The organism is Streptomyces canus (assembly GCF_041435015.1).
Taxonomy (GTDB): domain Bacteria; phylum Actinomycetota; class Actinomycetes; order Streptomycetales; family Streptomycetaceae; genus Streptomyces; species Streptomyces canus_G.
The window spans coordinates 8,289,474-8,303,672 of the sequence record NZ_CP107989.1 but is presented as its reverse complement, the minus strand read 5'-3'; the positions used below and the strand labels follow the sequence as shown (position 1 = coordinate 8,303,672).

10 protein-coding genes and 1 tRNA gene are annotated in these 14,199 nt (G+C 70.5%); 4 read left to right on the top strand and 7 right to left on the bottom strand.

Features of this window, described 5'->3' with window-relative positions; all coding sequences use genetic code 11:
• The first annotated feature begins 342 nt into the window (after positions 1–342).
• Positions 343–2,004 carry a hypothetical protein gene (locus OG841_RS37935; RefSeq protein ID WP_328637252.1) on the top strand — a complete coding sequence of 554 codons (1,662 nt, stop codon included), beginning with the start codon at positions 343–345 and terminating at the stop codon, positions 2,002–2,004.
• A 39-nt stretch (positions 2,005–2,043) separates the two neighbouring features.
• On the opposite strand, the gene OG841_RS37930 is transcribed toward OG841_RS37935, so the two are convergent.
• Complete coding sequence (locus OG841_RS37930; RefSeq protein ID WP_266526096.1) at positions 2,044–2,604, bottom strand: HIT family protein; 561 nt, start codon at positions 2,602–2,604, stop codon at positions 2,044–2,046.
• Positions 2,605–2,866: 262 nt separating this feature from the next.
• Between OG841_RS37930 and OG841_RS37925 the strand changes: the two genes are divergently transcribed.
• Positions 2,867–3,475, top strand: coding sequence for a potassium channel family protein (locus tag OG841_RS37925; protein ID WP_328643491.1), 609 nt, complete (start codon positions 2,867–2,869; stop codon positions 3,473–3,475).
• 31 nt (positions 3,476–3,506) lie between these two features.
• Here the strand turns inward: OG841_RS37925 and thrS are convergent, their stop codons facing one another.
• From thrS to OG841_RS37910, 3 genes are all read right to left on the bottom strand, one after another.
• Entirely contained in the window at positions 3,507–5,483 is a 1,977-nt protein-coding gene (gene thrS, locus OG841_RS37920; protein WP_326670257.1) for a threonine--tRNA ligase, read from the bottom strand.
• Positions 5,484–5,585: 102 nt separating this feature from the next.
• The gene (locus OG841_RS37915; RefSeq protein WP_328637253.1) at positions 5,586–6,800 is read right to left on the bottom strand and encodes a hypothetical protein; all 1,215 of its coding nucleotides are present in this window, start codon (positions 6,798–6,800) and stop codon (positions 5,586–5,588) included.
• Entirely contained in the window at positions 6,797–7,363 is a 567-nt protein-coding gene (locus OG841_RS37910) for a DUF4365 domain-containing protein (RefSeq protein WP_328637254.1), read from the bottom strand. Before OG841_RS37910 ends, OG841_RS37915 begins: the two co-directional genes overlap by 4 nt.
• Before the next feature lie 191 nt (positions 7,364–7,554).
• Here OG841_RS37910 and OG841_RS37905 point away from each other — a divergent pair, with 191 nt between their 5' ends.
• A complete protein-coding gene (locus tag OG841_RS37905) occupies positions 7,555–8,280 on the top strand; it encodes a 3'-5' exonuclease (RefSeq protein WP_328637255.1) in 726 nt (241 codons plus the stop codon).
• A 49-nt stretch (positions 8,281–8,329) separates the two neighbouring features.
• Here the strand turns inward: OG841_RS37905 and OG841_RS37900 are convergent.
• Positions 8,330–8,401: transfer RNA gene (locus OG841_RS37900), tRNA-Val, on the bottom strand.
• A gap of 39 nt (positions 8,402–8,440) precedes the next feature.
• Complete coding sequence (locus OG841_RS37895) at positions 8,441–8,887, bottom strand: SRPBCC family protein (protein ID WP_328637256.1); 447 nt, start codon at positions 8,885–8,887, stop codon at positions 8,441–8,443.
• 84 nt (positions 8,888–8,971) lie between these two features.
• On the opposite strand from OG841_RS37895, the gene OG841_RS37890 reads away from it, so the two are divergent.
• A complete protein-coding gene (locus OG841_RS37890; protein ID WP_371568792.1) occupies positions 8,972–11,350 on the top strand; it encodes an SCO7613 C-terminal domain-containing membrane protein in 2,379 nt (792 codons plus the stop codon).
• A gap of 68 nt (positions 11,351–11,418) precedes the next feature.
• Here the strand turns inward: OG841_RS37890 and OG841_RS37885 are convergent, their stop codons facing one another.
• Positions 11,419–14,154, bottom strand: a complete 2,736-nt coding sequence (locus tag OG841_RS37885; RefSeq protein WP_371568790.1) for an exo-rhamnogalacturonan lyase family protein — start codon at positions 14,152–14,154, stop codon at positions 11,419–11,421.
• Positions 14,155–14,199: the final 45 nt, after the last annotated feature.

The following is a 14,199-nucleotide window of genomic DNA, read 5'->3' as shown; positions in this document are numbered from 1 at the left end:
CGGCTTTCGGTCGGCAGCCGAGAGGGCGTGCCGGGGGTCGCGACGGGGCGAACGTTGCCTGCCGGGGCACGAGTTGGCACCGGGCCACGGACAAGTGGCCGTCCGTGCCGCACGCGCGGTCGTCGGTGCCGCACAAGTGGCCTCCGGTGCCCCACACATGACGTTCCGCGCCCCACAAGTGACGTTTATGGAACGCTCCCCTCCGAATCGGCGGACGGCTTCGGCCGTCCGCCGACGAATGTCAGCACGTGCAGATACGCTGATGACCTGATCAACAGGTGTGCGAAGCAAGGAAGTCGGGAAGGCCGCAGTGGGTGACACCAGCGGCGATCGGGGGCGGGAATGACCGTTGACAGCGGTTACGCGGACTTCTTCGGTCCGCAGGTGCCGCGCACGGGCGACGAGGCGCAGACGGCGACGTTCGCCCTGGCCTCGGCGGCCTATCGGGACAATCCGGTGGAGGAGATCCTCAAGGCCAACAACGAGTGGCACGAGTCGGCCGTCAAGGGCGGCCGCAGCTGGGCGAAGATCTTCCGCCCCAACCTGGGCGAGGCCTTCTCCACGGCGGTGATCACCCGCATGCTCGGCAAGGGCCGCAAGCCCCTCATCCAGTCCTTCGGCGCCGAGCCGCAGGTCGTGGTCGAGCACTGCCTCGCGGCGAACAACATCCGCCGGGACCGGGACAACTGGCTGACCGCCGTGATGGTGCTGTGCGGTGTGCTCTTCCTGCCGGGGCTGCTCGTCTGGCTGCTGGTCTTCACGCTGCGCACCAACATCGCCAAGCGCGAGGACAAGCAGGCCGGAGCGCTCGCCACCGCGCTGCTCGTCGCGATGGGCGCGCTCGCCGTGCTCTTCCTGATCAAGATGCCGTTCGGCGGGTTCTGGGGCTGGTACGCACGCGCGTGCGTGGTCCTTCCCGTGGTCGGCTGGTTCTGGGCCAAGCAGATCTGCGAGCGCACGGCGCAGGATCTGCGGGGCCGCTGGGACAGTCTGCTGGCAGGCAGCAGCGTCGGCGCCAAGGTGCCCGAGGCGGTGCCGAGCAACCCCGGCGAGACCGCGGCCGAGCAGTTGCGCCAGTCCCTGGCGATGCTCAGCGCCGAGCAGCAGTCCAACTCCGTCTTCTACGCCGGCCCCAAGGGGATACTCGGTATGGGCACCCGGTGGGGCAGCTGGCAGCTGGCCGAGGACCTGGTGTCCGCCGACCCTACCCGGGAGATCCACCCCTTCCGCAGCTGGGACGTCATCCGCTCCATCCACGACCAACTGCGCATGCTGGAACGCAACACCATCAACACCGGAGGTTTCCCGAAGCCGTCCGTACGTCACTGGGTCGTCACCCCGATCGCGGAGGGCTCGAAGGAGGTGTCCCGGCCCGGGGGCACGGACGTGGACGCCTACCAGGTCAAGACCCATGCCATACAGGACATTTGCAACAAGCAGCAGTTCGGCGGCGGCGACCGGCACTACCTGGGCGTCCAATGGACGCTCTGGGAGGGGCAGCTGGTCCTCACCATGCTGATCACGGTGACCGTCCTGCACGAGACGCTGCGCATCGAGGTCACCGGACACGCCCTGGGGCCCGTGCACGGGCTGTTCACCTCGAAACCGGCGGCCAAGGAGAAGGAAGTCGCCAAGCAGCTCAGGTTCTGGGAGACCAAGAAGATCAAGCTCCCGCTGGTCGACCCGGACGAGGTGGTCCGCCTCACCGCCCGGGCGCCCCTGACCCGCTACCCCCCGCTGCTCAACTGGCTCGGCGGCTCGCTCGCCCTTCCCGAGCCCTTCGGTCTGCGGCACGCCTGGGCGGACCGGCCGTGGCGGCACCGCTTCATGGCCGACGACGCGCTGCGCGCCGCGACCCCGGTACTGAGGGTCGTGCACTCCGCGGCGATCCGGGTCCTGTCGGACAACGGCGTGGACACGGAGAAGTTCGGCACGCGGGCGGGCTTCCTGAGCACGCAGGTCCAGGACGTGTCACCGCGAAAGGCGGACGTGTACGACGCGTAGGTGCGAGGCGGGGGCCGCGCGTGCGCCGGCCCCCGTGCCTCACTCGCTGGGCCAGGCCTCCGCCAGCATCTTGCGGGTGTCGCCCAGCAACTGCGGCAGCACCTTCGTGTGGCCGACGACCGGCATGAAGTTGGTGTCGCCGCCCCAGCGCGGGACGATGTGCTGGTGGAGGTGGGCGGCGATGCCGGCCCCGGCGACCGTCCCCTGGTTCATGCCGATGTTGAAGCCGTGCGCCCCGGAGGCCGTCCGCAGGGCCGTCATCGCCTGCTTGGTCAGCGCGGCCAGCTCAGCGGTCTCCGGCTCGGTGAGGTCGGTGTAGTCGGCCACATGACGGTAGGGCACGACCATCAGATGGCCGCCGGTGTACGGGTAGAGGTTGAGCACCGCGTACACCAGCCGGCCGCGCCGGACGATCAGGCCGTCCTCGTCGGATTTGGCCGGAATCGAGCAGAAGGGGCAGCCGTCGTCGGCACCCGGGCCGGTCGGCTTGTTCTCGCCCTGGATGTAGGCCATCCGGTGGGGGGTCCACAGACGCTGGAACGCGTCCTGCGTCCCCACTCCCAACTGCTGCTCCGGCTCACTCGTCATGCAGTGCAGCATATGACTTCGCCCGTTCGCGCCGTGTCGGCGGGGTTGTGGGAAAAGCGGTCCGGGCCAAGCTGGACGGGTGGACGACGAAAGCCGCGGAACCGACAGCCCGGACACCGGCGGGACCGACGGCACCGAGGCTCACGAGACGGACGGCGCCGACATCCGCGAGCCCCGCACGACCGACGCCCACAGGACCGGCACCGACGCCCACAGGGCCGACAGCTCCCACACCCCCGACAGCCGCCAGGCCCGCTGGGAAGCCCGCACGGAGATCCCTCTCGCCCTCGCCTCCCTGGCCTTTCTCGCGGCATACGCGCTCCAGGTCCTGGCCCATCCCCAGAAGGCCGCGCTCGATCTCTGCCTGGCGGTGATGCTGGCCGCCTGGGCGCTGTTCGCCGTCGACTACGCGGTGCGCCGGCGCCTGAGCGGGCAGCGCCTGCGCTTCGTACGGACGCACATGCTGGACACCGTCGTGCTGTTTCTGCCGCTGCTGCGCCCGCTCAGGGTCGTGAAGCTGTACGAGACCGTGCAGCGCCGGCACGGACAGCCCCGGCTCGCCCTGCACGCGCGCGTGATCGTGTACGCCGGTATGGCGGCCCTTCTGCTGGGCTTCACCGGCGCCCTCGCCGTCTACCAGCAGGAGCACGACGCGCCCGGTGCGAGCATCCGCACCTTCGGGGACTCGGTCTGGTGGACCTGCGCCACCCTCGCCACCGTCGGCTACGGCGACGTGGTCCCGGTCACGCCGCTCGGACGCCTGATCGCGGTCGGCGTGATGGCCATCGGGCTGGCCCTGCTCGGCGCGGTGACGGGGACCTTCGCCTCCTGGCTGCTCCAGGTGTTCGCGCGGGAGGACGACGAAAGGCCCCCGGGAAGCTGAGCCTCCCGGGGGCCTCGCCGCGCAACAGGCGTCAGACCTGCGCCCGCTCCTCCACGACCTTGACGATCTTCGCGATGGCCTCGTCGAACGGGATGCCGTTCTCCTGCGAGCCGTCGCGGTAGCGGAAGGACACCGAGCCGCCCGACATGTCCTCGTCGCCCGCGATGACCATGAAGGGCACCTTCTGCTTCTGGGCGTTGCGGATCTTCTTCTGCATCCGGTCCGAGGAGGAGTCGACGTCGACCCGCAGACCCTGCTTCTTGGCGGCCGCGGCGAACTTCTCCAGGTACTCGACGTGCGCGTCGCCGATCGGGATGCCGACCGCCTGGACCGGGGCCAGCCACGCCGGGAAGGCGCCCGCGTAGTGCTCCAGGAGCACGGCGAAGAACCGCTCGATCGAGCCGAACAGCGCGCGGTGGATCATGACCGGGCGCTGCTTGGAGCCGTCCGGCGAGGTGTACTCCAGCTCGAAGCGCTCCGGCAGGTTGAAGTCCAGCTGGATCGTCGACATCTGCCAGGTACGGCCGATGGCGTCCTTGGTCTGGACGGAGATCTTCGGGCCGTAGAAGGCGGCGCCGCCCGGGTCAGGGACCAGGGGCAGCCCCTGCTTCTCGGCGACCTGGCGCAGCGTCTCCGTGGCCTCTTCCCAGACCTCGTCCGAGCCGACGAACTTCTCCGGATCCTTGGTGGACAGCTCCAGGTAGAAGTCGGTCAGGCCGTAGTCGCGCAGCAGGCCGAGGACGAAGGTGAGCGTCTTGTCGAGCTCCTCCGACATCTGCTCACGGGTGCAGTAGATGTGCGCGTCGTCCTGCGTGAAGCCACGCGCGCGTGTGAGGCCGTGCACGACGCCCGACTTCTCGTACCGGTACACGGTCCCGAACTCGAAGAGACGCAGCGGCAGTTCGCGGTAGGAGCGGCCGCGCGCGTCGAAGATCAGGTTGTGCATCGGGCAGTTCATGGGCTTGAGGTAGTAGTCCACGCCCTCGTCGAGCTGCATGGGCGGGTACATGCCGTCGGCGTACCAGTCCAGGTGCCCGGACTGCTCGAAGAGCTTCCCCTTCGTCGCGTGCGGGGTGTAGACGAACTCGTAGCCCTCCTCCTCGTGGCGGCGGCGCGAGTAGTCCTCCATGACCCGGCGGATGATGCCGCCCTTGGGGTGGAACACGGCGAGGCCGGATCCGATCTGCTCCGGGATGGAGAACAGGTCGAGCTCGGAGCCCAGCTTGCGGTGGTCGCGCTTCTCGGCCTCGGCGAGGAAGTCGAGGTGCGCCTTCAGCTCGTCCTTGGTCGGCCACGCGGTGCCGTAGATGCGCTGGAGCATCGGGTTCTTCTCGCTGCCGCGCCAGTAGGCGGCAGCATTGCGCATCAGCTTGAACGCCGGGATGTTCCGGGTGGAGGGCAGGTGGGGACCGCGGCAGAGGTCCTTCCAGCACAGGTCGCCGGTCTTGGCGTCGAGGTTGTCGTAGATCGTCAGCTCACCGGCGCCGACCTCGACGTCGGCGCCGTCGTCGGAGGACGCGGAGCCCTTGAGGCCGATCAGCTCCAGCTTGTAGGGCTCGTCGGCCAGTTCCTCGCGGGCGGACTCGTCGGTCACCACCCGGCGGGAGAACTTCTGCCCCCGCTTCTGGATCTCCTGCATCTTCTTCTCGATGGCCTTGAGATCCTCGGGCGTGAACGGCTTCTCTACGTCGAAGTCGTAGTAGAAGCCGTCCTTGACCGGCGGGCCGATGCCCAGCTTGGCCTCGGGGAAGAGCTCCTGCACGGCCTGCGCCATCACGTGCGCGGTGGAGTGGCGCAGGATGTTGAGACCGTCCTCGGAGGAGATCTCGACGCCCTCGACCTCCTCGCCCTCGGACAGGACGTACGCGAGGTCCTTGAGCTCGCCTCCCACGCGCGCGGCGATGATCGAGCGCTCGCCGGCGAAGAGCTCGGCGGCCGTAGTGCCCGTCGTCACCACGCGTTCTTCCCGCTCGGAATCGCGTTGGATGATCACACGGACGTCTGACACCGGTCTCTCCTGACTGAAGGTGGGTGCGGCGCCATACCGGGAGCGCGCGCAATAGGGGATCGTACCGACCCCGCCCCCACCTCCGCGAAATCAGTCCCGGTCTCACTCCCCTCCGCAGGCCTCCTCGAAGAAGTCGAGATTCTCCTGGAGGGACTTCATCAGCCGGTCCCGCTCGGCCTCGTCCACCTGTACGGGCACGACCCCGGTGGCCCCGGTGAGCCTGCGGAAGCCGCCGCGGCTCTCCAGCCTGCCGTGCACCCGCACCGGCAGCCCGACGAGGTGGGCGTGCCCGGCGATCCGGTACGCCTCCTCGTCCAGGGTCAGCCGGAGGTGCGGGATCTCGGCGCCGGCGATCACCCGCAGCCGCACCGACCCGTCCCCACGCGGCCCCGACCTTCCCATCCGCACCACCGTGCCGGTGATCCGCACCGGGACGGAGGGCTCCTCGCGCAGGAAGCGGGCCCCGGCCTCGCGCAGCACGGGCAGGTCGCCGGGCGAGAACTCCACGGCCTCGGACGACGCAGCGCATCCGTCGGGCACCCCGGCAGCGGGCGCCCACTCGACGGCGATCCGCGCGCCCTCCGTGCCGCGTACCAGGGCGATCAGCGCCTCGGTGAGCTCACGGCTGACGCCCGCCTCGACGGCGCCGTCGAAGGCGTCCATGCCCCCGGTGGCCCGCTGGTAGTCGATGGCCTCGCGGGTGGCGTAGAGGGCCTGGTGGAGGCGGACGGCGAGGGGGCGGGTGGTGCCGACGGGCACGAAGGCGGTGAGCCGGCGGCCACCGGCGGCCGAGCCGACCAGGACGTTTTCCAGGGACGCGGCTGCCGTACGGCGATAACGGGCGCCGTAGTAGCCGGCACGCGCGCGTGTGGCGAGCGCGCCGGCCAGCAGGGTCTGGCGGGCGGCGGCGCGCAGGTGCTCCTCGACGGTCCAGGACGTGGCGTCGGCGGGGCCGGTCGGCACGTCCCGCCACCAGCGGATCTCGTCGCTGGGCACGGCGAGGCCGACGAGCACCTCGCGCGCGGAGGGCGTGCCGCTGCGGGAGAGGGCGACAAGGGCCTCGCCGAGGAGGTCCTCGCTGTCGGGGAAGGCGCGGCTCTCGGGCACGAGCAGGCTGGTGCCGCCCGCACCCGGCCCCGGTGGCGTCCATCGGCCGTAACGGCCGGGGGCGCCGCCGCGCCGCTGCCAGCCGTGCCGGTGCAGCAGGGCGCTCAGGACGGCCGGGTCGACCTCTTCCGGGGTCGGCGAACGGTCCCAGTGGGCCTGCGGGTGGGGCCGTACCGCACGCAGTGGCTCCTCCAGCGGGCGGTGGGTCATGGTCTGCCTCCCGTCCCGACGCGCGTCATGATCTCGCACAGCGCCCGGTCGTCGAAGATGCGGTTGGTGGGGATCCGCACGGTGGTCCGGGTCCGGCCGGTGATCGGGTGGCCGGCCAGGTTGACCCAGTAGCAGCAGTGTCTGAGGTCCAGGCGGTCGTGCCCGGCGCGCAGCCAGTCGTCCTGGGTTCGCGGCACGAGCATGACCACCAGGATCTTGTGGACCGACACCGGGGTGCGGGCGAGTTTGCGCAGATGGTCGTTGTCGAGCGTGAAGGAGAAGGAGCGGCCCGGTGGGTTGGGCGCGACTTGGTAGGTGCACTTGAGCTGCACCTTGATGGTGACCTCGTCGTCGACGGTGTGTCCGGGCGAGCCGTGACTGACGTGCCAGTCGATGCCGTTGTCCGGAAAGGGTTGCGACAACGAGCAGCCGGCTGCCGCCGCGACGGCGTGCAGATAGCCCACCTGCAGTGTCTCCATGCAGGCGGTGGTGGCGAGCGTGCCGCGAAGAGGGCCCGTGCGTTCGGGCAGCAGCCCGCCCCGCTCGGGCTGCGCTATCGCCATGACCAACAGCCTTCCAAGCCAAGTGACATGCCCACACATGGGCCACATGAATCCCGCGCCGAGCCGCTGAACTGCAAAGACCCGTACTCCTGTTGTGTCCTTCCGGCGTACGGCGCAAACAGCCCGGGTATCACCAAACAGGCAGAAGACGGGGCGTCAGCTGCCGTGGGTGAACGAGGGGTTGTGTAGCTATGACGTGCTGGTACGAAGGGCCCCTGGCCGCTTTCGACACCGAGACGACGGGCGTGGACGTCGAGACCGACCGGATCGTGTCGGCCGCCGTCGTCGTCCAGGACGCGGCGGGCACCCGGCCACGGGTGAGCCGGTGGCTGGTCAATCCGGGTGTGCCGGTGCCCGCCGGGGCGACGGCGGTGCACGGGCTGACGGATGAGCATCTGCAGCTCAACGGCCGCTGGCCGGCGCCGGTGATGTTCGAGATAGCCGAGGTGCTGGCCGAGCAGGCGGCGGCGGGCCGTCCGCTGGTGGTGATGAACGCTCCGTTCGATCTGACGCTGCTGGACCGGGAGTTGCGTCGCCACCGCGCCTCGTCCCTGGACCGCTGGCTCGATTCCGCACCGCTGCTGGTGCTGGATCCGCGGGTCCTCGACAAGCATCTGGACCGCTACCGCAAGGGCCGCCGCACCCTCACCGACCTGTGTGAGCACTACGGCGTCGAACTGGCGGGCGCGCACGACGCGGCGGCCGACGCGCAGGCCTCGCTGGATGTCGTACGGGCGCTGGGGCGCCGTTTCGCCGCCCGGCTGGAGCGGCTGGCACCGCCGGAGCTGCACAACCTGCAGGCGGTGTGGCACGCGGCCCAGGCGCGGGGCCTGCAGGCGTGGTTCGCGCGCAGCGGGTCGGAGGAGTCGGTGGACCCGGCGTGGCCGCTGCGCCCGGATCTGCCGGCGGCGGCGTGACCGAGCATGAATAAAGCCGGCCCGTCTGAGACGGGCCGGCTTTTCCCGGTGGGCGATACTGGGTTCGAACCAGTGACCTCTTCGGTGTGAACGAAGCGCTCTCCCACTGAGCTAATCGCCCGGGAACGCACTGAACAATACAGGTCCCCGCGGGTTTCCTTCAAACCGCTTTCAAGTAGGCGACGAGCCCCCGCCGTCCGGCGTGCATCATCCAACGGTGGTTGGCCAGGAAGACCGGCCGTCCGGGCACGGCGAAGCGCCGGAGCAGCGGTTTGTTCACCTCGGTGACCTGGTCGTAGCGGGCGAGGCTGCCGTCCCCGTCCGCGGTGATCGTCCAGCGCGCCCAGCCCTCGAGATCACCGTCCATCGTGATCTCCAGAACCCCGGCCTCCGGATCGCGCCGCACCTCGCGCGCGGTGAAGACCAGGTCGTACGGCAGCACGGCGCGGATCGTGATCACGCCGCGGGTGTCGTCGAGCTGTTGCACCTCGCGCACCTGGGGCCACCAGCGCGGATACTCCTCGGCGCGTTCCAGCACGTCGTAGACGACGGCGGGCTTCGCGGGCAGGGACCACAGGCTGCGGAAGCGGTATCGGGTCCAGTCCATGGACAGAGTCTGGCATCGGATCCGAGGAGGTTTTGAGTACGCGTACTCATGTCGCGCCGCGTGACCCAGCCCACACTTCAGGGCATGACGCACATCCCGCCCCCGGCCGAGGAGCTCCGCCTTCTCGACGCCGAGCTGTGGCAACTGGACGCTCGGCGGACCCAGTTGCTGGCCCGCCGCGCCTGGCTGGTCGCGGCGCTCCAGCCGAAGTGGCAGGCGCCGCAGCCGACCGGACCGAGGTCCGCCGCATCCCCTCGCCCCGAGGCGAGCGCACCGAGCGTACAGAACGTGCTCCTGGTGCTCGGCGGTGTCCTGCTCACGATCGCGGCGATGGTGTTCACCCTGGTCAGCTGGGGTCACCTGGGGATCACCGGCCGGACCCTGGTGCTCGGCGCGGTCACGGTGGCCGCCCTCGCCGCACCGCTCCCGCTGCTGAAGCGCGGGCTGCGCTCGACGGCCGAGTCCGTGGCGGGACTGGGGCTGGCACTGACGGTCCTGGACGCGGTCGCGCTGCACGGAGCCGTCTTCCTTGAGACACCCGGGGCGCCGTACACGGCGGTCGCCTCGGCCCTCCTCGCTGCGCTCTGGACGGCGTACGGCCTCCTGCCGGGCGCCACCGGCCTGCGCCTGCCCCGCCCGGCCGCCCTGGTCGCGGCCCAACTCCCGTTGTTCTTCTGGGCGATCGCGGCCGAAACTGGCGCCTACGGTCTCTCGGCCGCGCTCCTGGTGACGGCCGGTTTCGACACGGTTGTGGCGCTCCGGACGACGCCCGGGTCCGTACGCGTGGTCGCCGCGATCGGCGCGTACGGAGTGGGCGCCTCGGGCGCACTGGCGGCCGGCATGCTGACCTGGACAGCCTCCGGCCCGAGCGCCGCCGCCCGTGCGGCGGCGCTCCTTCTCCTCGCGAGCGCGATCGCCCTGGCCGCCGCGTGGCAGGGCGGTCGTACGGCAGCGCGGGCGAACGGGCAGGCCCTCGGGCTCGCTGTCGCCTCCGGACTGCTCGCGGTGGTCGCCCTCGGCGGCACGGCACGGTCCCTGTTGCCCGAGCCGTGGACCGTTCCGGCCCATCTGGCCTTCGGGACCGCCCTGTTGGCTGCCCTCAGGTTCGACCGACTGCCGGACACGGTACGGCGGGGTCTGGCCTGGGCCGCCGCAGCCGTACAGGCGCTGTCCCTGCTGTGGGCCCTGCCCGTCGTCGGTGTCGTCGTGCTGGGCCCGCTCGCCTGGGCTTCGCGGGCGTGGACCGGCGCCCCGTCGAACGCGCGTACCGCGGTGACCGTCGACGTGACCTGGCCGCCGCATGCGGAGGCGGCACCGCTCGTCCTGGCAGCCGTCGCGGCCGTGCTCGCCCTGACGGTACGGGACACGACCTGGCGCCCCAAGGCGACGGCAGGGGCGCTTGGCCTGGCCTGGGCCACCGCAATCACCCTCCCTGCCGTGCTCGAACTCCCCTACGTCGCGGGCCTGTTGATCGAAGGCGCCACAACAGCCGGAATCCTCACGGCAGCCGTGTTCCCACGGCAGCGCCTCACCGCCCTGGTCCTGGCACTGGGCGCTTCCGCGAGCCTCGCCTGCCTCGCCCTCGCCTCCCAGACGGCGACGATCACCGTGCTCTGTGGTCTGGTCGCGCTGTTCACGGCGGCCTCATGGCGCCTGGCCCCCTTCACCGCCCCCACCGCTCTCGCCTACGGTGCCGCGCTGGCCGTCGCGACCGGCGCCGCCGCGCACTGGTCCCCGGCGCACACCGCCCTGCTGGTCCTGGTGGTCCCCACGGCGGCGGCCCTGCTCGCCGGGCGACTCGGCGACTCGAGGGCAACCGTGCCGGTGGAGGGGTCCGGAGCGGCGGCCGGGCTGCTCGCCATCGCGCTGGCGGCGACCGACCTGCCCCTGCTCGCCACCGTCCTGGCCCTGTGCGGAGTGATCACCGCGGGCACGGCGATCCGTACGGACCGCCGCCCCGTCGGCTACGCGGCCGCGGCCCTGTTCCTCGCGGCCACCTGGGTCCGTCTGGCGGGCTGGGAGGTGGACACCCCGGAGGCCTACACGCTCCCGGTCACGATCCCCGCGCTGCTGGTCGGTGCCCTGCGCCACCGCCGCGACCCGCAGACCTCGTCCTGGACGGCGTACGCCCCCGGCCTGGCCGCCACTCTCGTACCGAGCCTTTTCGCGGCCTGGGGCGACCCTCACTGGACGCGCCCCCTGCTGCTCGGTGTGGCGGCCCTGCTGGTCACCCTGGCAGGCGCCCGCCACCACCTCCAGGCCCCGCTGCTGCTGGGAGGCTCGGTACTGCTCCTGGACGCCCTGCACGAACTGGCCCCGTACCTCGTCCAGGTGACCGACGCCCTCCCCCGCTGGGTGCCCCCGGCCCTGGCCGGCCTCCTGCTCCTGGCCCTGGGAGCGACGTACGAACAACGCCTGAGGGATGCCCGACGAGTGCGGAGCGTCCTGACCAAGATGCGCTGAAGCGCCCCTTCAGGGGCGCGGGGAACTGCGCGACCAGCCACAACGGGCCCGCAGTTCCCCACGAACCGTTACGGCATCCTGTCCCCGAGCAACGCCAGGTTCTCGATGGCGGCCAGCCCGTACAACGCGGTGTCATTCGTCGACACCCAGGCCGCCTCACTGCCCGCGACCAACGAGACCGGCCCGCTCAACGCCTCCGTCTTCCAGGGAGCGGACTCCTTGTACCCGTCGGAGTTGTAGAACTTGTCCCACGCGCGTGTGGCCAGCTTCGCGTCCCCGGTCTGCACGGCCGCGTAGGCGTCCAGCCGCGAGTGTCCCTGGAACAGCAGCAGCGACCCGAAGTTGGACCCGTACCGCGCCGCCTGCTCGGCCTTGGTCGCGTTGAAGTAGCGGCAGTAGTCGAAGTACGCCTCGTTGAACTTCGGCATGTCGACGAGGTCGATGAGCTCGGCGCACAGCTCGTTGAGCCCGAACACGGCGGAGAGGTGCGAGACTCCGACGACGGGCGCCGAGGCCACCGCGAACTTGCCCGTGTCGAGGTCGTACAGTCCGCTTCCCTGCACGAAACCGTTGGGCTGGGCGGCGATGCCCTCCATCGTCGACAGCACTCGGGCCTTGGCCTTCTCCCACTTGGGGCCCTTGCGCTCCCACTCGGTCAGCCAGGCCGAGACCAGCCCGCTCCAGTCCGTGCCGAAACCGACCGACAGGGCGTGCCGGTCGGGTGTGTAGGGGTCGGTGCGGACCTTGCGCAGCGGGTCGAGCACGAGGAACGTCTCGTCGGAGTCGACGTTGGCGTGCATGAGGTCGCCGACGCGCTCGTCCGCGGTGAGGAAGTAGTAGTAGCGCCGGTACGTCGTGTTGGCGATGCGCTGCTGCTTGGCGCTGTCGGCGTAGTGCTGCACACCGTGCCGGGTGCCGAGTCCGGCCCACTGCCCGAGGTGGTACACGTCCACTTCACCGGTGTGCCGGGTCATGGCCTCGGCGAACCGGAAGATGTCCGCGCGACCCGACCTGATGTACGCGAACCAGAGCCAGAGGTCCGGCGACAGCTCGGAGTTGTCCCACGCATAGCCACCGATGTCGTACCGCCACTGGTGCCTGACGGTGTCATAGGTGTGCATGATGTCGCCGTAGTCCCAGAAGCCGTACCAACGGCGCTGCTCCACCTGGTCCTTGTAGTAGGTGAAGAGGAAGTCGAGGTGGTCCTCGATCTTCGCCTTGGCGGGCGTGGACCGGTCGGGCTCGGAGTACAGGCCGGGTCCGAAGACCTTCGCCTTGATGAGCTGCTTGGGCGGGGCGGCGAGCTGGGGCAAGACGCGTACGGCCTCGACCTGTTGGGCCAGGGCCTCGGGCGACGGCGTCGACTCGTTGGCCCAGAACAGCAGTTCCGAGGTACGGGCGATGCCGTAGGGCGTGCCGAACTCGGGCTCGTAGTCCTCGTAGGTGATGTTGAGGCCTTCGAGCTGCTCCGCGAAGGTGTCCTGGCCCATGCCGTCGTGGTAGAAGCGCAGGTCCATGGGCTGGGCCTCGGGCGACCAGAGCCAGAGGGTGACCTCGGCCTCGTCGGTCTGGGCGTCCCGGATGTCGAGCTGGGCGGGGTGCTTCTCCCAGAAGTCCCTGAGGCCGAAGGAGAATCCGCCGCTCGCGCCACCGACGTACCCGAACCCGGAGGCCCGCCTGCCGCCGCCGGCGCCGACCCAGCCGTGTCCCTTCTTGGTGCGCTTGCCCAGGGTGAAGCCGTCGGCGGAGAGCTGGGAGAGGGTGTAGTCGCCCCACTCGGGGATGTACTGGAGCCGGGTGGTGACCCGCTGGTCCCAGGTGGAGGGATCGGGCAGCTTCTTGCCCGCGTACTGGGCCTCCTGCACGGCGATGCCGGGGTCGCGGCGCAGACCGGTGATGCCCTTGACGGCCTCGCGCAGCAGACCGGTGCCCTCGCCGCCGATGCGGATATGACGGTCGTACGCCTGGTCGCGCATCGGCACGGTGAAGCGGACGCCGAGGCCGCGGATGAAGTCGCCGCTCGCCTTGCCGGGTTCCTGGGTGCCGTCGTAGGTGATGGTGTGCACCATGCGGAAGGAGTCGGCCCCCGCGTAGAAGTAGAGCCGGATCGAGAACGGCAGCCAACTCCGGCTGCCCTTGCGGTGCTTGCCGTCGATCTTGACGACCGCGCGGACCGGGCCCGACTGCTCGACGGTGACCTCGGAGATGGCCCCCTCGAAGCGCTCGGTCCTGACCGTGCCCTGGTCCTCGTCCTCGATCTCGGGCTGGCGGATCAGCACGAGCCGCCCGTTCTTGGCGATCTCCGTCGACCCGCGGGTGACCGACTTGATGAGCGTGGCGCCCGACTTGCCGATCCTGGCGGTGATGACCCCGGTGGAGACCGTGATCGAGCCGCCGCTCTTGTCGACGGTGACCTTCTTGTCAGGTACGGCGGCGTCACCGGCGCTCAGCGACAGCTTGCCGTTGCCCGAACTGACCGCGTGGGCGGTCCACTTGAGCGAACCGTCGGGCCAGTAGGCGATCGGCCAGGACTGAGCCGGCACGGCCTTGCCGTCGGCGTCCGTGACCGCGAACTTCTGGTCCTGCTGATAGACGCCCTTGGGCCAGGGGACACCGACGGTGGAGCCGGGCGCGGCACCGAGGCCGCCGTCCTCCAGCCAGTCCAGGGTCACGGGAGAGTCGTCGGCCTCGGCGGCTCTCGGCGCGGCCTGCGCGTCCTTGGCTCCCAGCGCCCAGCTGAACTGCGCGGCGGCACCGGCGACGGCGGCGGCTTTGAGGATGGACCTGCGGGGGATGGGGGACATGGCCATTCCTTCCATGTGCGGATGGTCAGGGGCATGACAGAGAGA